Below are 22,675 nucleotides of genomic sequence, written 5' to 3' on the forward strand. Positions count from 1 at the left end.
ATTACCCCCGGAAGCGGTGCTGGTTTTCCAGGAACCACTGGTAGGTGCTGGCCAGCCCCTGCTCCAGTGAGACCTCGTGATACCAGCCCAGCTGATGCAGACGGGTCACGTCCAGCAGCTTGCGCGGCGTGCCGTCCGGTTTGGTGGCGTCAAACACCACGCGTCCTTTGTAGCCCACCACCTGCGCGATGGTCTGCGCCAGCTCGCGAATGGTGCAGTCCACGCCGGTCCCGACGTTAATGTGCGACAGCATCGGCTCGGTGTTTTCCTGCCACACTTCGCGATCCAGCTCCATGACGTGAATGCTGGCCGCCGCCATATCGTCCACGTGCAGGAACTCGCGCATTGGCGTACCGCTGCCCCACACGACCACGTCCGGGGCGTTTTCGGCAGTCGCCTCGTGGAAACGACGCAGCAGCGCCGGGATCACGTGGGAATTGCTCGGGTGGAAGTTGTCGTGCGGTCCGTACAGGTTGGTCGGCATCACCGAGCGATAGTCGCGGTTATACTGACGGTTGTAGGATTCACACAGCTTGATCCCGGCAATTTTGGCAATCGCATACGGCTCGTTGGTGGCTTCAAGCGTGCCCTGCAACAGTTCGCTCTCGGCGATCGGCTGCTTCGCCATTTTCGGGTAGATACAAGATGAGCCGAGGAACAGCAGCTTATTCACGTTGTGCAGATGCGCCGCGTGAATGATGTTGCTCTCAATCATCATGTTCTCGTAGATGAAATCCGCCGGGTAGGTGTTGTTAGCGACGATGCCGCCCACCTTCGCCGCCGCCAGATACACCTGGTCGATACGTTCACTGGCGAAGAAGTCCTGCACCGCTTTGCTGTCAAGCAGGTTCAGCTCGTCGCGGGTGCGAACAATCACCTCCACGTCACCGCGCTGTTCCAGCTGGCGAACAATCGCGGAACCCACCATTCCGCGATGACCGGCGACAAAAATACGTTGTTTTGTCATTCTCAGGACTCCAGCGCGATGGCAACCTCGTAGCCATGAGACTTGAGCAGGGAGTGTTTTTTCGCTGCTTCAAGATCTTTGGCCACCATCTCGGATACCATTTCTTGCAGGGTGGTTTCTGGTTTCCAGCCCAGCTTCTCGTGCGCTTTGGTTGGGTCGCCCAGCAGGGTTTCCACTTCAGCAGGACGGAAGTAACGCGGATCAACCTGGACAATCACGTCGCCTGGCTTCACGCCCGGTGCGTCATGGCCGGTCACGGAAACAACGATACCCTTCTCTTCCACGCCGGTGCCTTCGAAGCGCAGCTTGATGCCCAGCTGTGCCGCAGCCATCTCAACGAACTGACGTACGGAGTACTGCACGCCGGTCGCAATCACGAAGTCTTCTGGCTGCTCCTGCTGCAACATCATCCACTGCATTTTCACGTAGTCTTTCGCATGGCCCCAGTCACGCAGGGAATCCATGTTGCCGAGGTGCAGGCAAGACTCCAGGCCCTGAGCGATGTTAGCGATCGCGCGGGTGATTTTGCGGGTCACGAAGGTTTCGCCGCGACGCGGAGATTCGTGGTTGAACAGAATGCCGTTACAGGCGTACATGCCGTAGGATTCACGGTAGTTCACGGTGATCCAGTAGGCGTACAGTTTCGCCACAGCGTACGGAGAACGCGGGTAGAACGGCGTGGTCTCTTTCTGTGGAATTTCCTGCACCAGACCGTACAGCTCAGAGGTGGATGCCTGGTAGAAACGGGTTTTCTTCTCAAGACCCAGGAAGCGAATCGCTTCCAGCAGACGCAGGGTACCCATTGCGTCCACGTCAGCGGTGTACTCCGGGGACTCGAAGGAAACCGCAACGTGGCTCATCGCCCCCAGGTTGTACACTTCATCCGGCTGTACTTCTTGCAGGATACGGGTCAGGTTGGAGGTATCGGTCAGGTCGCCGTAATGCAGGTGGAATTTCGGGTTCGCCGCGTGAGGATCCTGGTAAATATGATCGACACGCTCGGTATTAAATGAAGAGGCACGACGCTTAATACCGTGAACTTCATACCCTTTTTCCAGCAGTAACTCTGCCAGGTAAGAACCATCCTGCCCGGTAACGCCGGTGATGAGAGCGACTTTAGACATGTTTATATTCCTCTACTTATGAATTTAATCAGTTTCAACGCGTTCGCGTATCACCACTGCGGGGTTGCCACGGCAAATTTTATTTGCCGGAAGCGATTTAAAAACGCTGCTGCGGGCACCGACTACCGTGCCATCGCCAACAGAAACACCGGGTGCAACAAAGACGTCTGTTGCCAGCCAGCATTTTTCACCGATCACAACAGGCGAAGCGGTAATATCAAAATGCGGGCTCATAAAATCGTGGCTGCCGGTGCACAAATAACACTTCTGTGAAACCACCGAATTTGCGCCAATCGTAATCTCACCAAGGGTATATAACACTGCGTCATCCCCAACCCAGGCGTAATCCCCAAGCGTTAATTTCCAGGGATAAGTAATTTTCACCGAAGGTCGAATGACTACGTTTTTTCCTATTTTTGCGCCAAACAGACGCAGTAAAAATGCGCGCCAGCGGTACAGTATTTGCGGCGACCAGGCAAATAACGTTGCCTGTACAGCCCACCACAGTTGAACTTTAATACCGCTCCCGCCCCGAAAACCTTTCGGTACGGAGAATCCATTTAATTCCTGCATTACGTTTCCTTATATCTCAGGCTTTGTTATATAAGGCTTTCGCTTTACCCGTCGTTTTCAGACGTAAGAAATAAGATAATTCCGCCCAGAACCCCGGCACGCGTAATATTTTACGCTGCACGTTTTTCGCATCCTGGCACAGTTCCAGATTATTCGAGGTTGACACGCCGCCCATTGAAAATTCAGATACCAGTCCTTTAATTCGACGGAACGGGTAGCCAGATTTGTAAAGGCTGGCGGCCAGGGCATAATCTGATGACACTTTATAGCGCAAATCGTAAGGCTGTTTTTTCAGGCCGCTCATTGGGAAGAAAATAGCCTGATGGCTGGCCGGGAGGCTGTGGTAGATATACCAGCCTGGTTTCGCACCGCGCAGCACTTTTTTCCCCTCGCCGAAATCAAGCAGCGCATCACCGATAAACATGGCATCTTCTTTCTGGCGCGCCAGCTGACGGGCAAACAGCGCCACATCTTCATGGAACACATCGCCGGAATTGAGGAAGATGGCGTAACGCCCCTGCGCCATGTTGATGCCTTTATTCATGGCATCGTAAATGCCTTTATCTTTCTCGCTGATGTAACGTAAGTTGAACTCACCGTTGAGTTTTTCCAGGAACTCCGCCGTGCCGTCGTTCGAGCCGCCATCGACCACGATCCACTCAAACGTGAGGCTCGGATCGCGCGCCAGGTTGCGCAGCGAGCGCCAGGTTTTTACCACCCCTTCGTAGTTACGAAAGGCGACAGTAATGACGCTAAGAAACATAAATCACCTCATTTCGTCATACGCTCGTAATATTCAGCGCCTTGCGCAAAATAAACGGACATACAATTAAGAATGCATATTCCGGGCTAAATATTGACCCGGTAAAAAACAACGACACCGGTGTGAACAGATAAAGTTGCACGCGAAAGTTCTGGTTATCACCAAACGCGTTAATCATCATTTTGAAAACTTTAAACAGATACCACAGTGTCAACAGTACGGCGAACCAGGAAAAATAGATAATTAACAGATACAGACCATTGTCTATGGTTTTACCGACATCCGCACCGTTAAAGATTCCGAATGATGCAACATATTCATAAAGTGAGCCGAATCTTACTACGCCATCTATATGGGTTAAGGAATAACCCACCATCACCAGTGGACCAATGATGCGATAATAGGACGATGAACCTTCCGTTCCCAAATCACCCAGACGCTCAGAAATGTACGGAAACGCAAATATCACGCCCACTAAAAATACCGTCAGAGAGATTATCGCCAGCGGCAGTTTTTTCTTAATCGCCTCTTTGTTCAGGTACTGGAACGCCCACTCCAGCAGGTAAAACAGAATAAACGTCATTACCCCGGAGAACGACCCTGACAGAACGATTCCTGCAAGAATCATAGCATCGGTCTTGGGGGTTTTGATACCGAACTGTTTGATGCTGAGCCAAATTGAGATTAATGCCAGAGCAAAAAACGCCGGTTCAAAATAGAGCGCGGTTGTACGCTTGCCACCAAACTTAATGAAGTTCAGTACATAGCTGTTACTGTATATAAGATATTTCGAAATTATTTCCATCAGGCTGCTTCCGCCTGTGAGAATAATTTGCGCCATCTCCATTGCCGCAAGCACAACAATCAGCCCGACGACAATATAAAAGAACCTGAGGATTTTCCTATAATTGTGCGGAGAAATAGTTTTAAAGCGAATACTCCACACCATGCCAATAATGATAACGATATAAACAAACAGCATGGTGGAGGTGACATATTTGCTGGCGTCCAGCGACTGACCAAAGATGTAGTTAAACGCCGTCAGACCAAACCCGATGCCCAGCGCAATCATCAGCTTTTTGAGGTTAAGCTTGTCAACGTAAAGCAACAGCAGAACCGGCAGGAAGGTGACGATAGTGATCGGGAAGCTTTCGCCGAGCTGGGCAATCTTGACGTTGACCAGCAGGTAGATCAGCGGCAGCAGCAGATAACTACAGATTCTGATAGAACGAGACATACTCCTCCAGCATCTGTTGTCCACTGTACGCTTTACGGCTGCGGTTGCGGAACGATTCCAGGTCAGTGCCAAAAACAGCCTGCGCGATATCGGCCTTCGACAACTGCACCAGCGGCAGCACCTCGTTTTCACTGAAGGTTTTACCGCCGGATTTCTCCAGCACTTCCCGCGCGGCGTCGCTGTGGGTGGCAATCACCGGCACGCCGATGGAAAGCGCTTCGCACAGGATCAGCGGGTAGTTGTCCACGCGGGAGCTGAACACCAGCGCGTCCATACCGTTCAGCGCGCTCATCAGTTTGCGTTTGTCGGTTTCAAACCCGTGGTTCACCACGTTAGCGCCTTCAAACGGGGAGAATTTGCCAAAGGTATGCAGCTCAATCTTGTCGCCGAGCGCCATAATGTCGCGCACCAGCTGCTGGTTGGTTTTGCCGTCGTAGCGCAGGTCATGGGCGACGACCGCAATTTTCGGCTTACCGGCGGTAACGGCTACGGGCGTCAGTTCGGCCAGGATCGCTTCCGTCGCCACATCAATACCGTTGTTGATGATCTGGCAGCGCCCTGCTCCGTACAGGCTATTAAAAGCATCCGCCACGTGCTGGCTTGGGGAGATAAAGGTGCAGCCGAGCGAGAGCATATCGCGGAACAGCTGACGCTTACCCTCAACCAGCTGATGCGCGCGATCGATCTTCACCGGCGGGTAGTTGCTGAGCGTAGGGCATTTCTGACAGTTATCTTTCCAGCCTTCGCAGCCGTCGGTAAAGGCGCAGCGTCCGGTCACGCTCCAGTGGTCGTGCAGCGTCCAGACGAATCGGGTATCCGGCTTATGCGCCTTCACCTTGCCACAAAACGCCACCACCTCTTCCAGATTCAGCCAGTAGCTGTGCAGCACGTGAAAGTGCAGCACAACCGGGCCGCGAGTGCGGGTGACGGTGCGGTAGAGATTATTCAGGTTGCCGAACAGGTCGCGGTTGAACAGGCGGAACAGCGCGATATTGGCGATGGAGGTCAGACGTGGCGTCTGCTTCAGCACCTGCGGATAGTTATCATGGCTGACGCTTTTCTTGCCACCTTTGCCGTAACCGTAAACGAAGCGCGACTGTAATCCTTTTTGCAGCGCGCGCTGGTGCAGATCCAGCGCTACGCCTGCCGCCCCGCCCTCTGCGAGGCGTACGTTAAATTGCAGAATGTTCATTTTATCACCTTCACGCGGGCTTTCTCGCCCACCACCAGCGCGTTGTCCGGAATGCTGTCCAGCACCACGCTGCCTGCGCCAATCGTCACGTTATTGCCCACGGTAATGTCCCCGATCATCACCACGTTGGCGCCCAGCTCGACGTTATTGCCGATGACCGGGCAGGCCAGGCTGTCCGGCCCGCGGTTGCCGATCGTCACCCCGTGGCGAATGGTGAAATCATCACCCGCGACGACGAACTTGTTGATGACCACCGCATAACCGTGATGAATGGTAAAGCGGCGGCCAATGGTGGCTGCGGCCTGAATTTCATAGCCAAAAAAGCATTCGGTGATGATGCGGTACAGCACCAGCACCGGCGCGGCCCAGATATTGTTCAGCACATTTTTTTTGCGCCACACCGAACAAAAGTGCGCAATACGGTAGGCCAGAACCATGCAGCACGGGCGCAGGCTCCAGCTGTTAGCGCGACAATCTTCCAGAAACATTATTTCCCCCGAAGCCCGTCAGCCAGACGCTTGCCGTTACGTACCGACAGCAGCGTCAGCAACGTGCGCCAGTTCATGCGCTTGTTACGGATCTGATACAGGGTGAAGAGCTGATACTTCCGGCTGGCACGGTCAAACTTGTCCTTGTGCTTGCGGTAAAAATGGAAGTAGCCCGAGAATTTCTTCGGCGACGAGGTGATTTGCATCTCCCCGTGATTGATGTGCAGGATCTGCGTGGCCTCTTCCACCTTCCACGGCTCGCCGTACTCCACCACCATCCGCAGGAAAATGTCGTAATCCTGCGCGGCCTTCAGCTCGGTATCGAACAGGCACTCCTTAAAGCGCCATGCCCAGGTAAACACCTGATTGCCGATAATGTTGCGCTTGTAGAACAGGCGTCGGGAATACGGTGATTTCGGATACAGCGGCAGGCTGGCCGGCTGCGAATAGACCTCGCCCTGGCAGACATAGTCATTGGCATACAGAAACGCGTGGGTCACCAGCTGCGCTTTGTGCGACAGGAAGATCGACAGACGGTTTGGCGTCCATTCGTCATCGTCGTCGATACCGGTCAGATACTGCCCTTTCGCCTGCATAATCGCCTGGTTGCGCACCGCACACGCCCCGGAGTTGATAGCGTTGTGCGTGTACACCACGCGCGGGTCGTTCAGGTCTTCAACAAACTTTTGCAGTTGTTCGTAAGAGGAGGAACAGTCATCCACGATAATCAGTTCCCAGTTATCGTAATCCTGACGCAGGACCGATTTAATCGCGCGGATCGCCAGCTGCTGACGATTCCATGTCGGCATATAGATAGAAATCAAAGGGCGTTGTGTGGTCATGGTCTTCCCCTTATCCCTCACCCCGACCCTCTCCCCAGAGGGGAGAGGAAGAAAAGCTGCACCATGCAGTCCTCTCTCCCCTCTGGGGAGAGGGTTAGGATGAGGGGGATTATTATTTACTGTCAGACTTGTATTCGTACTCGTAATAGCCGTAATCCTGATACCCGGTCGCGCGGCGGAAGATGGAGTTCAGAATGACCCCCTTCACCTCAATACCGTTCTGCTCAAAGCGGCTCAGGCTGGTTTCCACTTCCTTCAGGGTATTCACCGCATAGCGTGCGACCATCAGCGTGGTGCCCGCATGACGCCCTACCACGGCAGCGTCGGTGACCGCCAGAATTGGTGGGGTATCGATCAGCACCAGGTCATAGTTTTTGCTCGCCCACTCAATCAGCTGCGTAAAGCGCTCGCTCATCAGCAGTTCAGACGGGTTCGGCGGCACCTGGCCACGCGGGATCAGGTCAAATTTCGGAATCGACGTCGGCTTGGCGCTCTCGCTGATTTCCCCTTTACCGAGCAGGATTTCCGACAGTCCGTTAACGTTGTTGGTCCCCAGCAGCTCGTGGGTGTAGCCCTTACGCATGTCGCAGTCGATCAGCAGCACGCGCTTGTTGGTCTGGCTCACCACCGCCGCCAGGTTGGCGCAGACGAAGGTTTTACCGATTGATGGGCTAACGCCGGTCATCATCAGGACGTTGTTTTTGGCCTGCATCATGGCGAAGTGGAGGCTGGTACGCAGGCTGCGCACCGCTTCAATCGCCAGGTCAGTCGGGTTACCCACGGCCAGCAGCTGGCTCTGTTTGTAACGCTTGACGCCCTTAACGGTTTTGACGCTGTCACGGGACTTCTGCCACTCGGAGAGCGGGATGCTGGCGTACACGCTGATCCCGTTCTCTTCCAGCACCTGCGGACTTTCGATACCGCGGTTGAACAGCGAGCGCAGCAGCACGCCGACAATGGAAAGCATCAGGCCGAGAATAATGCTGCCGAGGATAATCAGCGCCTTCTTCGGCTTCAGCACGCCCGGCTGGGTAATCGCCGGGTCAACGATACGCACGTCGCCGACGGTGCTGGCTTCGGTGATTTTCAGCTCCTGCTGTTTGTTCAGCAGCTGCATGTAAACCTGCTGGCCGGATTCCACATCACGCGTCAGGCGTACAATTTCCTGCTGCGTCTTCGGCATCGCGGTCACGCGGTCATTCAGCTTCGCCTTCTCTTCTTCCAGGGTACGACGTTTCTCCAGCAAAGTGCGGTACGCCGGGTGACGTTTGGTATAGAGCTTGGAAATCTCCGCCTCTTTGAAGGTCAGCTCGTTCAGCTGCGCATCAATATTCACCATGGAGTCGAGAACCGATTTCGCCTCCAGCGGCAGATCGACGGAATCTTTGTCCTGACGGTACGCGTTCAGCTTGTTCTCAGCGTCATCCAGACGGGCGCGCACCTCCGGCAGCTGTTTACTGAGGAACGCCAGGCTTTTTGCGGCTTCCGCTGACTTGCGCTCTACGTTCTGCTCAAGATAGTTGCGGGTGATGCTATTAAGGATGTCGCGGATTTGATCCTTGTCTTCACCGGTGAAGGTCATGCTCAGAACGCCGGTATCCTTGCCGTTTTCGGTGACGGTCAGGTTGTTTTGCAGGTTGTTGATCATCCCGAGCGTCGAGAATTTGGTGACCGTAAACTCCCCGCCCTCATGCGCCTGAATTGCGCTGACCTTGATGCTGACGCCCTCTTTAGTCAGCATCTGCCCCACCTCGCCGCGTGCGCTGAAGCCCGCGTCGCTGGTCAGCTGATACTGTTTTGGTCCCAGCACGGTCAGGGTAAAGGTTTGGTCCCCTGCCCCTTTTGGGATCACGAAGTCGGTCACTTTTACCGTATCGTTACTGCGCCCCATCAGGCGATCCCAGCCTGCGCCAAACACCGGGAAGGTGTTTTTGGTGACCGCGATATCCAGCCCCAGGTCGTGAACCGTTTTGCCCAGTACCAGGCGCGACTGAATCAGCTGAATTTCGGCTTCCGATGCCGGCGGCTTGTTGGCCAGCGCCGAGCCGATATCCTGAACCAGCGAGTTTCCGGTATTTTGTTCGATCTGCACCAGCGCGTCGGCGCTGTAAATAGGCGTCGCGAACAGCGTATAAACGATCGCCGCCACGGCAAAAATGGCGGTAATACCCAGCACCCACCATTTCGCTTCAATAACGGTCCCGACCAGGCGACCGATATCGATTTCATCACTGCCCGACGTCGGGGCGGCAGAAGGTCTTGTTTTTTCTGTCATTGTTATCCCTGCTGAGCTTTCAGTGCCTGCGCCCACTGACGGGCAGACTGGTCTAGTAAGGTGTATACCGCCTCAAAGGCCTCGCGGCTCTTGCGATACGGATCGGGAATTTCGCGCTCACCATCCCAGTGACCAAACAGCATCACCTTGCCGCGCATCTCCGGTGCGATATCGCACAGCGCGTGAATGTGGCGTTTTTCCATCGCGAGGATCAGGTCATATTCCCGGCACATCCGGCCAGAGACCTGACGGGCAACGTGCCCGTCGAGTGAGAGGTTATGCTCAAGGGCAACGCTTGCGGCACGTTCGTCGGCACCTTTTCCGACCAGCGCGCCCAGCCCTGCGGAGTCGACCGTTAACGCAGGCTGGTAATTTTTCAACAGCCTTTCAGCCGTGGGGGAACGGCAAATGTTCCCCACGCACACCACCAGAATTTTGTTAAACATCGCGGCTTACCAGTTATGAACGTCGCTCGCCGTATCCGTCATGTAGCGAACGCCACTGATGGTAGGCAGCAACTGGTTGATCAGACGGTTCCAGCGGGCAACCGGCGCGGTGGTGACATAGACCACATCGTACGGCTGGAGACGGAACGACGTTGCCATGACCAGCGACGTCGCGTCGGACATATCCAGCTGGTAGATGTTGGCAATCTTGCCCTTCGCGTTCTCGCCTTTGATAGGACGGATCACGAAGATACCGCTGGCGTTGGAGGCGGTCAGGTCGATGCCTTCCGCATTGCCCAGCGCTTCGGTCAGGGTCATACCGCTGAAGTCCATCTTGAGGGTGCTCTGTTTCTTCACTTCACCCATCACGAACACTTTCAGATCGTCATTGCGCGGCACGTACAGAATGTCGCCCGGATAGAGGAGGCGGTTCTGGGTCAGGTCACCGTTTTGCATCAGCGCCTGAAGCGAAATGCGCTGCTCTTTGCCGTTGTGGGTTAGCACCACGTTGCGCCAGTCAGCGCCGTCGGTTAAGCCGCCTGCGGCATTGATCGCATCGAGAACGGTGAGCGGGACGTTAGTGATGGCCTGCTGGCCGGATTTATTGACCTGGCCAGAGATATAGGCTTTCTGGGATCGGAACGCGGCGATATTAACGTCCACCTGCGGGTCAGCAATGTACTGCGCCAGGCGGCCGGTAATATCACTACGGATCTCAGCAAGCGTTTTACCCGCGACGTGCACTTTGCCAATGTAGGGATAGAACATGGTGCCATCGGACTGTACCCAGTTACCGGTGTCGCTTGAGCTACGGTACTGGCCCGCAGGCGTGGTCAGCTCCGGGTGATCCCAGACGGTCACGTTAATGACGTCACCCGGACCCACGCGATACTGGTAAGAGGCAATTTCCTGGTCCAAGGACATATTTGGCTGAGCAACATTTGGACGTGGGCGTAATTGTTCCACCAGACGTGGGGTTAATGGATACACATTCACCATTTTGTCGAGATCAAAATCAGCATCCTGCTGTTTAATCACATCCTTGCCCATTGTCGACATATTGCTGCCGGGAAAGACCGTGCAACCACTCATCAAGGTCACAGACACCAATAATGGCATCAATTTCATTTTGGATTTCATCATTGATTATTTATCACTTTGGCAGAGTAATTATCCTGTGCAATTAAAATAAGCGCGGGTCGTGGTGACAATCAGAATGCAGTTAATCATTTAGCAATATAACTGGCATCAGTCCTAAAAAAAGCTTATTCATCCATTGGCTATTGACAGAATAATTGAGGCTGATTCACACGCTTTCAGGCACGCTACCGCCCTTGGCTTTCAGTTACCAATCCACAGACTAAACAATGCGTTATGGTTAGACACCCTCTTGGATAAGGCCTTTTGCGAAATATATCAAACGCCTCACAGGGGCGATTGATAATGTATAACCTTCACCAAAGACCGAAACAAAAATAGCAACAAGGAGTTTTAACATTTGATGCTGGAAGAATTGTTGCAGCTAACCTAATAGCAGGCAAGGAGACAACCGTCCTAATATTCGTTTTTAAGATTAATATTAAGAGCAAAGTTTTAAGGTTTTCGGATTTTCTTTATATTGACAAAATAGATCGCCGGACCATTTATTGCGATATTTCCTAAATAACGACTTCTGTAATTAAATCTTCGCAATTAACTTATTTACACCGCCCGGCAAATGGGGTTTACCTGAGTGTAGCATTAAGAGAAATCTCACCCCGGCATTGCAATTTCCGTCGGCTTTATCCATGATCGAAGTGTGACATTAGTCATATAACAGAAGGTATTGCATTTACTATGGAATGGATTGCCGATCCATCAATCTGGGCCGGGCTGGTGACGCTGGTCGTCATCGAATTAGTGCTCGGCATTGATAACCTGGTGTTTATCGCCATCCTTGCCGATAAATTACCCCCTTCACAACGCGACCGCGCCCGCGTGACGGGTCTTCTGCTCGCCATGGTGATGCGTCTGCTGTTACTGGCCTCAATCTCGTGGCTGGTGACGCTGACCAAACCCTTATTCAGCGTGCAGGGTCTGAGCTTTAGCGCCCGCGACCTGATCATGCTTTTCGGCGGATTGTTCCTGCTGTTCAAAGCCACGGTTGAGCTTAATGAGCGGCTGGAAGGAAAAGACAGTGAAAACCCCACCCAGCGACGCGGCGCTAAATTCTGGCCGGTGGTCGCACAGATAGTGGTGCTGGATGCCGTCTTTTCTCTCGACTCCGTGATCACGGCCGTCGGGATGGTTGACCATCTGGCGGTGATGATGGCCGCCGTGATCATCGCCATCACCCTGATGGTGCTCGCCAGTAAAGCCCTGACGCGCTTCGTGAACAGTCACCCGACTATCGTCATCCTCTGTCTGAGCTTCCTGCTGATGATTGGCTTTAGCCTGGTAGCGGATGGTTTTGGCTTCCATATCCCGAAAGGGTATCTGTACGCCGCCATTGGTTTCTCGGTGCTGATTGAGTTTCTCAACCAACTGGCCATTTTCAACCGTCGCCGTTTTCTTTCCGCGAACCAGACATTACGTCAGCGCACCGCAGATACGGTGATGCGCCTGCTGAGCGGCAAAAAAGAGGATGCCGAGCTGGATGCTGAATCCGCGGCGATGCTTGCCGACCACAGCGACGGGCAGATCTTCAACCCGCAGGAACGCCGGATGATAGAGCGCGTGCTTAACCTCAACCAGCGCACAGTGAGCAGTATAATGACCTCCCGCCATGACATTGAGCATATTGACCTGACGGCGCCGGAAGAGCAGATCCGTGCCCTGCTGGATAAAAACCAGCACACCCGCGTGGTCGTGACCGGCGGTGAAGAGGAAGAAGAGCTGCTGGGCGTGGTACACGTGATTGACCTGCTGCAACAGCAGCTTCACGGCGAGCCGCTCAACCTGCGCGCGCTGGTGCGCCAGCCGCTGGTCTTCCCGGAAGCGCTGCCGCTGCTCTCCGCGCTGGAGCAGTTCCGCAACGCGCGCACCCACTTCGCGTTTGTCGCTGATGAGTTTGGTTCTGTGGAAGGGCTGGTGACGCTCAGCGACGTGATGGAAACCATCGCCGGTAATCTGCCTAATGAGGTGGATGAGATCGATGCGCGCCACGATATTCAGAAAAACGCCGACGGCAGCTGGACCGCCAACGGCCACATGCCGCTCGAAGATCTGGTGCAGTTCGTTCCGCTTCCGCTGGACGAGAAGCGCGAATATCACACCATCGCCGGTTTGCTGATGGAAAATCTGCAACGTATTCCGCAGCCGGGGGAAGAGGTTCAGGTGGGGGATTACATGCTCAAAACCTTGCAGGTTGAGAGCCATCGCGTGCAGAAGGTGCAGCTGATACCGCTGCGCGGTGAAGATGAGATGGATTTTGAGGTGTAGGTAAAAAGCAAAACGGCAACCTCGTTGCCGTTTTTAGTGTTTGCTCCCTCTCCCCGTCGGAGAGGGCCAGGGTGAGGGCATCAGGCCGTACATGCCACCAGGCACAACAGGCATCACAGCTTATCGAGCAGTTTTTTCACGTCCTTACCTGACTGAGTCTCTTTATTGCGGTCCGCCCAGTCATTCAGCCGACGTTTCGCTTCATCCTGAAGGTGCTTACGCAGGATCTGATCGACCTGCAAACTGTAATTCAGCGCCTGCCATTTTCCGTAAACGCGCAGCGGTATCGGCGTCTCTTTCAGGAACTCTACAAGCTGGCCTTCGCCTTCCCAGCCAGCCTTCACGCGGACGTTGAAGCGGGTGTCTGCCGTCTCTTTCACCAGATCCAGCGCGCCGGTTCCGGTCAGCGCCAGCAGTGACGAAGTGCCCAGCATGTCGTCCAGCGAGAGCTGACCGTCGTCGAGGGCAAGCTCACTGGTAAAGCTGTCGAGACGGGTTGCGCTGTCGTAGTTTTCATTCGCTTTCACGCTGCTGCTGCGCTCTACCGCCTGCTGCACCAGCTGCTGGAAGTTCAGCCCTTCCATGCGCGTATCTTTCAGCTCAACGTGCGCCTGCCCCTGCCAGCTACGACGGAAGGCATCCGCATCAATCTTCGTGCCAGAGAAATCCCCTGCCAGCGACAGCTGCCCCGTGAGGGCAATTGGGTAATTAAAGGCTTTCAGGATGGTGCCAATTTCAACGTTTTCCAGACGCGGCTGGAACGCGGCGCTGGCAACGTCTTTGCGTACATCCAGCGTGCCCGGCAGCGAGAGGTTCCCTGCTCCCATTTTTCCGCTGAGCTCGGAGATGACCAGCAGGCCGTTGTGGTTGAACATCTGGCTGCTGACGTCGGTAAAATCAATTCCACGCCAGCGCACGCTGTTCGCTTTCAGCAGAATGTCGGCGGTAAATCCGCGCAGGCCGTTGTAGTCAGGCAGATCGAGATTTGAGGAGATCACCGGACGCGACTGCGTGGCCTGGCTTTGCCCTACCTGCGTGGCTCCCTCATCGGTCGCGTTCACCGGTTGGAGCGGAAGCAAGTTCTCGAGATTCAGCTTGTCGAATTGCAGATCCAGCACCCACTTAGGTTTCTCATCAAGCGTGACGCGCGCCTGCCCCTTCAGGGAACTGTCGTTGGCCTGGAGGTTGAGCGCGTTCAGTTCGAGCTGTTTGCGCTCTTCATGCCACACCGCCTGCATCGTGCCCTGGCCGGCAATCCCCTTCGCGGGTAAATCCGCGCCGGTCAGCTGCCAGTTGAGCTGCTGAACGTCCGCCGTCAGCTGGTGCGGATAGTCAGAAGCGTTCACGTTTGCGTTCATCGACAGGTTGAGATCGCGCTGATTGCGGTTGATCCGCCCGGAGAACTCCATGGTGGCGTGATGATTGGCGTCCTGCTCCATCCTGAGATTGATATTGCGTACGGTGATCTGTTCGTCATCCTCATGCTGGAAAACCAGCACGCTGTCAGCAACTTTCAGATTACCAATATCGAACGACCAGCCGGTATCAGAGGGGACGTCAGGCAAGGTGTTTTCACGCGGTGCGACCGGCGCATCCGCCTGACGAACGGCTTCGGTTTGCGGCGTAAGCTGAATCACCGCCCCTTTCAGCATCACCTGTTCAACCTGGAGCTGATGGGATAAGAGCGGGATGAGCGCAACATCAAGACGCATGTTATCCGCCGTCACCAGCGGCTGCGCGGCGCCCGGCGCGGTGAGCGACATACGTCCGGAGAGAATGCTGAGCTGCGGCCAGACGTGCCAGCGCAGGGGCCCGTCCAGCTTGAGTTCATACCCGCTGCGCGCTTCCACCTGCCGCACCATGTAGGCCCGGAAGTCATTCGGGTTAACCAGCAGCACCAACGCTGAAAGGCCAGCCACCAGCACCACCAGCAAAATCATCAGCGTTGTCAGAACTCTTCTCATGGCTTCCTCAGTGAACTCACAGATCAGTCTTTATCGATACGACTGGCAACCGCACCCTGCTGGTCGCGATATTTTGCGTCCTGACGGCGGTTATAAGGACGGTCTGCCGGGCCGGTCAGCGGTTCGAAGCTCAACGCACCAATCATCATTCCCGGACGAAGCGCCAGCGGCAGTTTACCGGCGTTAAAGAACTCCAGCACGATACGGCCCGACCAGCCCGGATCGATACGGTGCGCGGTGACGTGCACCATCAGGCCCAGACGCGCCAGGGAAGAGCGTCCGTCAAGCCAGCCGACCAGATCCGCTGGCAGCGTGACCGATTCAAAGGTCACCGCCAGCGCCAGTTCGCCAGGATGGAGATAAAACGCCTCTCCTTCGTCGATGACGATTTCGTCGCTCATGACGCGATCCAGCGCCGCGCTGACTTCGTCTTTCGGCCCGCTGAGGTCGATAAACGGTGCCGTGTGGCCGCTGAAGGTGCGGAATTTATTCCCCAGACGCACATCGACGGTCACGCCGTTAATACGCTCAACCGGCGGACGCGGGGTGATAGACAGGCGGCCTTCATCCAGCCAGGCTTCTATATCGCGGTCACAAAGACGCATGGCACTTTCTCCTTTCGTGCATCGCGCCCTGAAGCCTTACGGCGTCAGGGCAAAACCAGGTTATCTCTGAACGGTACACAATTCACACGGCTTATTCAAAAAACTGACTGATTTTCGCTTTTAAGATATCAATGGCAATACGGTTTTTACCGCCACGAGGCACGATAATATCGGCGTATTGTTTCGAAGGCTCAATAAATTGCAGGAACATCGGGCGAACGGTTTTCTGATATTGCGCCATCACCGAGTCCATGGAGCGGCCGCGTTCGTTAACGTCGCGTTTGATACGCCGCATCAGGCAGATATCCAGCGGGGTGTCGACGAAAATCGAGAAGTTCATTGATTCGCGCAGACGGGCGTCGGTGAGCAGCAAAATCCCTTCAAGGATAATCACCTTCTTGGGCTCGATACGGATCGTTTCCTGGGTGCGGGTATGTTCCACGTAGCTGTAGACGGGCAGCTCAATTGCCTCGCCGCGCTTTAGCGCTTCCAGATGCTGGAACAGCAGGCTGTGATCCATCGCACTGGGGTGGTCGTAGTTGGTTTTTACGCGCTCTTCCATCGAAAGATGGGATTGATCTTTGTAATAGCTATCTTCGGGAATAACACCGATATGCTCATCACCCACTTGTTCACGTAGTTCGCGATAAAGCGTACTGGCAATAAGACTTTTACCTGAAGCCGATGCGCCGGCGATGCCTATGATGACGCACTGATGAGACTTATCAGTCATAAATTTAGCGACCTGATTAACCTGGATGTAAGGAAGGACGACGCCGGAGCGTCAAACGCGGCAATTATAGGGATTTCGGGGGCGTGATACCAGTCGAATGCGCAGGTTATGCGAGGCGGGCTGAAAAGCGACGTTTCACGCCTTTAGCGAAATTTTTACGCGCGGATTTTCACCATTTCATCACCATTCTTCGCAGAGTAACTATTTTATAAGTCTATGAAGTCAAAATCTGAGCACTCGGCATATGAATTGTAAAATGTTTGTACTAGCATAAACCAAATTATTAATTTCACGCGTCCGGACCTGGCTCCTGACAACATGGCGTCCCTGGATAGAGCGGTAATGAATAAACAATACCAGCGGGTTTTGGTTACTACCCCACATCCTTTACTGCGGCTTGTCTGTCTGGGTCTGGTCACGTTCATCTTCACCTTATTTTCCCTCGAACTGACTCGCTTCGGTACGCTGCTGGCGCCATTGTGGTTCCCGACTTCAATAATGATGGTAGCGTTTTACCGCCACGCGGGAAAAATGTGGCCCGGCATTGCCCTCGCCTGCTCTTTTGGCAATATCTTTGCCTCGTGGATGCTCTTCTCATGGGAATCGCTCAACATCACCTACACGGCGATTAATATCATTGAGGCCACGGTTGGCGCGCTGTTACTGCGTAAACTGCTCCCCTGGTATAATCCGCTGCAAAACCTCAACGACTGGGTCCGGCTTGCCCTCGGCAGTGCCCTTGTGCCGCCGCTGGTGGGGGGCGTTCTGGTTCATTTTCTGGTGCCGAGCGCGGAGCCGCTGCGTAATTTCCTTGTCTGGGTACTTTCAGAGGCCATTGGCGCGCTGGCGCTGGTGCCTTTAGGTCTGCTGTTTAAACCGCATTACCTGCTGCGCCACCGCAATCCGAAACTGCTGCTGGAAACGCTGGTGACCCTGGTCGTTACGCTGGTTCTTTGCTGGACGGCAATCACCTGGCTGCCGTGGCCATTCACCTGCATCATCGTTCTGCTGATGTGGAGCGCGGTTCGTCTGCCGCGTATGGAAGCGTTCCTGATATTTTTATTCACCATCATGATGGTGTCCCTGATGATGGCGCGAAATCCGCTCTCCATGACGCCCTCCTCCATGATCGTCACCTTCAACGCGCCGTGGCTCCCCTTCCTGATGATGCTGCTCCCCGCCAATATTATGACGATGGTGATGTATGCCTTCCGGGCCGAGCGTAAACATATTACGGAAAGCGAAGAACGTTTTCGTAATGCGATGGAATATTCCGCGATTGGTATGGCGCTGGTGGGCATTGAGGGCCAGTGGCTCCAGGCCAACAAGGCGCTGTGCAATTTCCTCGGTTACAGCCAGTCTGAACTCCAGTCGCTCACGTTTCAGCAGTTAACCTGGCCAGAAGATTTAAATACCGACCTGGAGCAGTTGGGACAGCTGATTAACGGGGAGATCAATAGCTACAGCCTCGAAAAACGCTACTACACTCGCAGCGGCGCGGTGGTGTGGGCGCTGCTGGCCGTCTCCGTTGTGCGCCATGCCGACGGCACCCCGCTCTACTTTATTGCCCAGATTGAAGATATCAACGACCTGAAACAGACCGAGTGGGTCAATAAGCGCCTGATGGAGCGTATCACCCTCGCGAACGAAGCCGGTGGCATCGGGATATGGGAGTGGGATCTCGAGCCGGACGTGATCAGCTGGGATAAGCGGATGTTTGAGCTGTACGAGATCCCCCAGCACATTAAACCCACCTGGCAGCTCTGGCATGCGGCCATGGTGCCTGAAGATCGCACCCACGCCGAACAGGTGCTGCGAGAATCCCTTCAGGCCAGGGTGCCTTTCAAGCTGGAATTTCGCATTCGCGTCAAGGATGGCATCCGCCACATTCGTTCGCTGGCGAACCGGGTACTGAACAAACAGGGCGAAGTGGAGCGGCTGTTAGGGATCAACATGGATATGACCGAGGTGAAGCAGCTGAACGAGGCGCTGTTCCAGGAAAAAGAGCGCCTGCATATCACCCTCGACTCCATCGGCGAAGCGGTGCTGTGCACCGATATCGACATGAACATCACCTTTATGAACCCGGTCGCCGAGAAGATGAGCGGCTGGTCGCAAAGCGAAGCGCTGGGTCAGCCCGTTCTGAAGGTGCTGCACATTACCTTTGGCGAGAACGGTCCGTTAATGGAAAACATCCACAGCGGCGATATGTCCCGTACCGATATCGAACAGGACGTGGTGCTTAACTGCCGCAATGGCGGCAGTTTCGACATTCATTACAGCATTACCCCCCTCAGCACTCTGGAAGGTAACACCATCGGCTCGGTGCTGGTGATTCAGGACGTGACCGAGTCGCGCAAAATGCTGCGCCAGCTGAGTTACAGCGCCTCACATGACGCCCTGACTCACCTGGCGAACCGCGTCAGCTTTGAAAACCATCTGAAGCGTCTGTTGCAGACAGTACAGGATACCCATCAGCATCACGCGCTGGTCTTTATCGATCTTGACCGTTTTAAGGCGGTGAACGATACGGCAGGCCACGCGGCGGGCGACGCGCTCCTGCGCGAACTCTCTTCGCTGATGCTGACCATGCTGCGCTCCAGCGACGTGCTGGCGCGTCTGGGCGGCGACGAGTTTGGCCTGCTGCTGCCGGACTGCAACGTCGAAAGCGCACGCTACATTGCGGGCCGGTTGATCGACGCCATCAACAACTATCATTTTTCCTGGGAAGGACGCCTGCACCGTATTGGTGCCAGTGCGGGGATTACGCTGATTGACGACACCAATTATCTGGCAGCGGAAGTGATGTCTCAGGCCGATATCGCCTGCTACGCCTCGAAAAACAGCGGGCGCGGTGTAGTCACCGTCTACGAACCCCAGCAGGAGCGGATCCACAGCACGCGCAGCATGATGTCGCTGGATGAGCAGTGGCACATGATTAAAGATAACCATCTGCTGATGATCGCCCGCAGCGTCGCCTCGCCGCGCATTCCCGAGAGCAGTAGCTTCTGGCTGATTTCCTTGCGGCTGTGGACCAGCCAGGGGGAAGTGCTGGAAGAGCATGCCTTCCGCGCCGGGCTGGCGGAGCCGGAGCTGCTGCACGCCCTGGACCGACGTATCTTCAGCGAATTCTTCCGTACCTATGCCGCACAGGTGGCGGCCAAAGGAATGGGCGTCGCGCTGCCGCTCTCAGAAGCGGGTTTAGCCAGCGTCACGCTGGTGGATGAGCTGCTCGACCTCATTACCAAAGGTCCGCTGCCGGCGCGGCTGCTGCATCTGGCGATCGCCGCTGATGTGCTGAGCAATACGGATGAAAACGTGCAGCAGGGTCTGCAAAAGCTTCGTCAGGCTGGCTGTCGCGTGGTGCTGACGCGGGTTGGACGCGATATGAACGTCTTCAGCCAGCTCAGCGCCAACACCGCTGATTATCTGCTGCTGGATGCAGACGTGGTGACCAACGTCCACGGCAATCTGATGGACGAGATGATGGTGACCATCATTCAGGGCCATGCCCAGCGTCTGGGCATAAAAACCATTGCCGGGCCATGCCATCAGTCGATCATGATGAATACGCTGTCGGGCATCGGCGTTGACTTTATCTACGGCGACACCATTGGGGAAGCGCAGCCGCTCGATCTACTGCTGAATACCAGCTATTTCGCCATCAACTGACGGCGACCAGCCGTCGGTGTACCAAATATGTAACAGCGCATACGAGCGCCACGGCTGCCAGCGCTCGGCGTAGCGACGGATCTGCGCGGGCGTCATACCGGCAAAGCGCTGTTTAATCAGATAATCATCCGGCAGGAAAACATCCTTCGCCTGCCAGCCGCGCAGGGCCAGATAATTCGCGGTCCAGCGCCCGATGCCGGGGCGCTGCTGTAGCGCCTTCATCCCGTCCTCAACGTTCGCGGGCGGGAACAGCGGGAATTCACCGTCCACCACCGACTGCGCCAGATGAATCAACGACTCCGCACGCTTGAGCGGCATCCCGAGTGCTTTCAACGCCAGCGGATCCACCGCGGCCAGTACCTCTGGCGGAGGAAAGCAGAGGTAGCCCGGCGCGTCCTGGATGGGTTCACCGCACAGCGCCACCACCCGTGACGCCAGTTTAGCCGCCATCGCCACGCTTACCAGTTGTCCAAGAATGGCGCGCACGCCCTGCTCGTAAGCATCCATTGCACCGGGCAAACGTAACCCCGGCCGCGCCGCGCCGAGATCGCCGAGGGTCTGTGCAATGTGCTGCGGGTCGCAATCGAGGTCAAAAAGGCGGGCGATGCGGTCCAGGCAGATATCCGCCACCGGGATCAGGCCAGGGCTAAGCGACACCGCAAGCGTATGGGTTGCGCTATCTGGCGTAACCCGGAAAACGCCCTGGTGCCCGGCATAGCCAAAACTGCGCTCGTAGTAATCCTTCGTAACGGTCTCAACCCCCGTGACCGCACGCGCGGCAAGAAAGCCAAACATCCACGACCAGTCGTAAGGCGGTTGCCAGTTCAGGGTGTACATTGTCTCTCCTTTTGTATTTACCTCAGCATAAACCGAAAGATCGCGTTGCGCCTTGCTTTCATATTCCTGTTGTCGCCTGGCAGACATTTCGCTAAAGTCTCGCCCCTTCTCACCGGCATGGGGATTTATTGTGTTTATTGGATTCGACTACGGCACCGCAAACTGCTCGGTTGCGATAATGCAAAACGGACAACCGCAGCTCCTGAAAATGGAAAACGGCAGTACGCTGTTGCCGTCAATGCTCTGTGCGCCGACGCGTGAAGCGGTGAGCGAGTGGCTGTTCCGCCATCATCAGGTTCCTGCTACCGCAGCGGAAACCCAGGCGCTGCTGCGCCGTGCGGTCAGCTTTAACCGCGAGGAAGATATCGACGTTACCCCTTCCAGCGTGCAGTTCGGCCTCTCTTCCCTCGGGCAGTACATTGAAGATCCGGAAGAGGTCTACTTCGTTAAATCGCCGAAATCCTTCCTCGGCGCCAGCGGCCTGAAGCCACAGCAAGTGGCGATGTTTGAAGATCTGGTCTGCGCGATGATGCTGCACATCCGCAATCAGGCGCAGTCCCAGGTGCCGGATGCCATCACCCAGGCGGTGATTGGCCGTCCGATCAACTTCCAGGGGCTGGGCGGCGACGAAGCCAACCAGCAGGCGCAGGGGATCCTTGAGCGTGCAGCGCACCGGGCTGGCTTCCGTGACGTGGTATTCCAGTATGAGCCGGTTGCAGCGGGGCTGGATTTTGAAGCCACGCTGACAGAAGAACAACGGGTGCTGGTAGTGGACATCGGCGGCGGAACGACGGACTGCTCATTACTGCTGATGGGTCCGAAGTGGCATCACCGTCGCGATCGTGAAAACAGTCTGCTGGGGCACAGCGGCTGCCGAGTGGGCGGTAACGATCTGGATATTGCCCTGGCATTCAAGAGCCTGATGCCGCTGCTCGGCATGGGCGGTCAAACCGAGAAAGGCATCGCCCTGCCGATCCTGCCGTGGTGGAACGCGATTGCCATCAACGACGTCCCTGCCCAGAGTGATTTTTACAGCACCGCGAATGGCCGTTTCCTCAACGATCTGGTGCGTGATGCACAGGATGCAGAGAAGGTCGCGCTGCTGTATAAGGTGTGGCGTCAGCGCCTGAGCTACCGCGTGGTGCGCACCGCCGAAGAGAGCAAAATCGCCCTTTCCGATCGTCCTGAGCATGCGGTTTCGCTGCCGTTTATCAGTGACGATCTGGCTACGGCTATCACCCAGGAAGGGCTGGAAATGGCGCTGACTCAGCCGCTTCAGCGTATTCTGGAGCAGGTGCAGCTGGCGCTTGAGAATGGCAAAGTGAAGCCGGACGTGATTTACCTGACCGGCGGTAGCGCCCGTTCGCCGCTGATCAAGAAAGCGTTGGCGGAACAGCTGCCGGGGATCCCGATTGCCGGCGGCGATGACTTTGGCTCCGTTACAGCAGGGCTGGCGCGCTGGGCGCAGGTGGTGTTTAGCTAATGGAGTTGTGCCGGGTGGCGAAACCGCGGCACCACACTCAGACCATTCCTGACA

Annotated in this window: 18 protein-coding genes; 3 read left to right on the top strand and 15 right to left on the bottom strand. The window is 55.5% G+C overall.

Going from position 1 to position 22,675, the window contains the following annotated elements:
• Nucleotide 1 precedes the first annotated feature (1 nt).
• The 11 genes from fcl to O1724_RS15080 form a co-directional block, all read right to left on the bottom strand.
• Nucleotides 2–967, bottom strand: coding sequence for a GDP-L-fucose synthase (fcl, locus tag O1724_RS15030; RefSeq protein WP_015572377.1), 966 nt, complete (start codon nt 965–967; stop codon nt 2–4).
• Between the two features lie 2 nt (nt 968–969).
• The gene (gene gmd, locus O1724_RS15035; RefSeq protein WP_003863514.1) at nt 970–2,091 is read right to left on the bottom strand and encodes a GDP-mannose 4,6-dehydratase; all 1,122 of its coding nucleotides are present in this window, start codon (nt 2,089–2,091) and stop codon (nt 970–972) included.
• A 24-nt stretch (nt 2,092–2,115) separates the two neighbouring features.
• A complete protein-coding gene (gene wcaF / locus O1724_RS15040) occupies nt 2,116–2,664 on the bottom strand; it encodes a colanic acid biosynthesis acetyltransferase WcaF (RefSeq protein WP_003863512.1) in 549 nt (182 codons plus the stop codon).
• A 16-nt stretch (nt 2,665–2,680) separates the two neighbouring features.
• Entirely contained in the window at nt 2,681–3,427 is a 747-nt protein-coding gene (gene wcaE / locus O1724_RS15045; RefSeq protein WP_003863510.1) for a colanic acid biosynthesis glycosyltransferase WcaE, read from the bottom strand.
• Nucleotides 3,428–3,443: 16 nt separating this feature from the next.
• Entirely contained in the window at nt 3,444–4,664 is a 1,221-nt protein-coding gene (gene wcaD, locus O1724_RS15050) for a colanic acid polymerase WcaD (RefSeq protein ID WP_003863508.1), read from the bottom strand.
• On the bottom strand, nt 4,639–5,856 hold the full coding sequence (wcaC, locus tag O1724_RS15055) for a colanic acid biosynthesis glycosyltransferase WcaC (protein ID WP_126297248.1): 1,218 nt from the start codon (nt 5,854–5,856) through the stop codon (nt 4,639–4,641). The genes wcaD and wcaC overlap by 26 nt, the downstream gene beginning before the upstream one ends.
• Entirely contained in the window at nt 5,853–6,344 is a 492-nt protein-coding gene (gene wcaB / locus O1724_RS15060; protein ID WP_003863505.1) for a colanic acid biosynthesis acetyltransferase WcaB, read from the bottom strand. The genes wcaC and wcaB overlap by 4 nt, the downstream gene beginning before the upstream one ends.
• The gene (gene wcaA / locus O1724_RS15065) at nt 6,344–7,186 is read right to left on the bottom strand and encodes a colanic acid biosynthesis glycosyltransferase WcaA (RefSeq protein ID WP_017383272.1); all 843 of its coding nucleotides are present in this window, start codon (nt 7,184–7,186) and stop codon (nt 6,344–6,346) included. Before wcaA ends, wcaB begins: the two co-directional genes overlap by 1 nt.
• Before the next feature lie 112 nt (nt 7,187–7,298).
• The gene (gene wzc / locus O1724_RS15070; RefSeq protein WP_015572374.1) at nt 7,299–9,461 is read right to left on the bottom strand and encodes a tyrosine-protein kinase Wzc; all 2,163 of its coding nucleotides are present in this window, start codon (nt 9,459–9,461) and stop codon (nt 7,299–7,301) included.
• A gap of 2 nt (nt 9,462–9,463) precedes the next feature.
• A complete protein-coding gene (gene wzb, locus O1724_RS15075) occupies nt 9,464–9,907 on the bottom strand; it encodes a low molecular weight protein-tyrosine-phosphatase Wzb (protein WP_003862078.1) in 444 nt (147 codons plus the stop codon).
• A gap of 6 nt (nt 9,908–9,913) precedes the next feature.
• Nucleotides 9,914–11,050, bottom strand: a complete 1,137-nt coding sequence (locus O1724_RS15080) for a polysaccharide export protein (protein ID WP_003862079.1) — start codon at nt 11,048–11,050, stop codon at nt 9,914–9,916.
• 693 nt (nt 11,051–11,743) lie between these two features.
• On the opposite strand from O1724_RS15080, the gene O1724_RS15085 reads away from it, so the two are divergent.
• Nucleotides 11,744–13,327: a TerC family protein gene (locus O1724_RS15085; protein ID WP_479983892.1), complete on the top strand. Its 1,584-nt coding sequence runs from the start codon at nt 11,744–11,746 to the stop codon at nt 13,325–13,327.
• Between the two features lie 113 nt (nt 13,328–13,440).
• On the opposite strand, the gene asmA is transcribed toward O1724_RS15085, so the two are convergent.
• The 3 genes from asmA to udk form a co-directional block, all read right to left on the bottom strand.
• Nucleotides 13,441–15,291, bottom strand: coding sequence for an outer membrane assembly protein AsmA (asmA, locus tag O1724_RS15090; RefSeq protein WP_126297247.1), 1,851 nt, complete (start codon nt 15,289–15,291; stop codon nt 13,441–13,443).
• A gap of 23 nt (nt 15,292–15,314) precedes the next feature.
• Nucleotides 15,315–15,896, bottom strand: coding sequence for a dCTP deaminase (gene dcd / locus O1724_RS15095; protein WP_013097886.1), 582 nt, complete (start codon nt 15,894–15,896; stop codon nt 15,315–15,317).
• A gap of 91 nt (nt 15,897–15,987) precedes the next feature.
• Nucleotides 15,988–16,629, bottom strand: coding sequence for a uridine kinase (gene udk / locus O1724_RS15100; RefSeq protein WP_000130320.1), 642 nt, complete (start codon nt 16,627–16,629; stop codon nt 15,988–15,990).
• A 342-nt stretch (nt 16,630–16,971) separates the two neighbouring features.
• Between udk and O1724_RS15105 the strand changes: the two genes are divergently transcribed.
• Nucleotides 16,972–20,301: a diguanylate cyclase gene (locus tag O1724_RS15105; RefSeq protein ID WP_126297246.1), complete on the top strand. Its 3,330-nt coding sequence runs from the start codon at nt 16,972–16,974 to the stop codon at nt 20,299–20,301.
• On the opposite strand, the gene alkA is transcribed toward O1724_RS15105, so the two are convergent.
• Nucleotides 20,266–21,138: a DNA-3-methyladenine glycosylase 2 gene (gene alkA / locus O1724_RS15110; RefSeq protein WP_047055230.1), complete on the bottom strand. Its 873-nt coding sequence runs from the start codon at nt 21,136–21,138 to the stop codon at nt 20,266–20,268. The two genes, O1724_RS15105 and alkA, sit on opposite strands and share 36 nt — an antisense overlap.
• A 130-nt stretch (nt 21,139–21,268) precedes the next feature.
• Here alkA and yegD point away from each other — a divergent pair, with 130 nt between their 5' ends.
• Nucleotides 21,269–22,621: a molecular chaperone gene (yegD, locus tag O1724_RS15115; protein WP_023314478.1), complete on the top strand. Its 1,353-nt coding sequence runs from the start codon at nt 21,269–21,271 to the stop codon at nt 22,619–22,621.
• Nucleotides 22,622–22,675: the final 54 nt, after the last annotated feature.

Source organism: Enterobacter cloacae complex sp. HYC074_NIDB (genome assembly GCF_056673345.1).

Coding starts and splice junctions, on each gene's coding strand:
- fcl (WP_015572377.1), bottom strand. CDS start 967: ATGACAAAACAACGTATTTTTGTCGCCGGTCATCGCGGAATGGTGGGT.
- gmd (WP_003863514.1), bottom strand. CDS start 2,091: ATGTCTAAAGTCGCTCTCATCACCGGCGTTACCGGGCAGGATGGTTCT.
- wcaF (WP_003863512.1), bottom strand. CDS start 2,664: ATGCAGGAATTAAATGGATTCTCCGTACCGAAAGGTTTTCGGGGCGGG.
- wcaE (WP_003863510.1), bottom strand. CDS start 3,427: ATGTTTCTTAGCGTCATTACTGTCGCCTTTCGTAACTACGAAGGGGTG.
- wcaD (WP_003863508.1), bottom strand. CDS start 4,664: ATGTCTCGTTCTATCAGAATCTGTAGTTATCTGCTGCTGCCGCTGATC.
- wcaC (WP_126297248.1), bottom strand. CDS start 5,856: ATGAACATTCTGCAATTTAACGTACGCCTCGCAGAGGGCGGGGCGGCA.
- wcaB (WP_003863505.1), bottom strand. CDS start 6,344: ATGTTTCTGGAAGATTGTCGCGCTAACAGCTGGAGCCTGCGCCCGTGC.
- wcaA (WP_017383272.1), bottom strand. CDS start 7,186: ATGACCACACAACGCCCTTTGATTTCTATCTATATGCCGACATGGAAT.
- wzc (WP_015572374.1), bottom strand. CDS start 9,461: ATGACAGAAAAAACAAGACCTTCTGCCGCCCCGACGTCGGGCAGTGAT.
- wzb (WP_003862078.1), bottom strand. CDS start 9,907: ATGTTTAACAAAATTCTGGTGGTGTGCGTGGGGAACATTTGCCGTTCC.
- O1724_RS15080 (WP_003862079.1), bottom strand. CDS start 11,050: ATGATGAAATCCAAAATGAAATTGATGCCATTATTGGTGTCTGTGACC.
- O1724_RS15085 (WP_479983892.1), top strand. CDS start 11,744: ATGGAATGGATTGCCGATCCATCAATCTGGGCCGGGCTGGTGACGCTG.
- asmA (WP_126297247.1), bottom strand. CDS start 15,291: ATGAGAAGAGTTCTGACAACGCTGATGATTTTGCTGGTGGTGCTGGTG.
- dcd (WP_013097886.1), bottom strand. CDS start 15,896: ATGCGTCTTTGTGACCGCGATATAGAAGCCTGGCTGGATGAAGGCCGC.
- udk (WP_000130320.1), bottom strand. CDS start 16,629: ATGACTGATAAGTCTCATCAGTGCGTCATCATAGGCATCGCCGGCGCA.
- O1724_RS15105 (WP_126297246.1), top strand. CDS start 16,972: ATGAATAAACAATACCAGCGGGTTTTGGTTACTACCCCACATCCTTTA.
- alkA (WP_047055230.1), bottom strand. CDS start 21,138: ATGTACACCCTGAACTGGCAACCGCCTTACGACTGGTCGTGGATGTTT.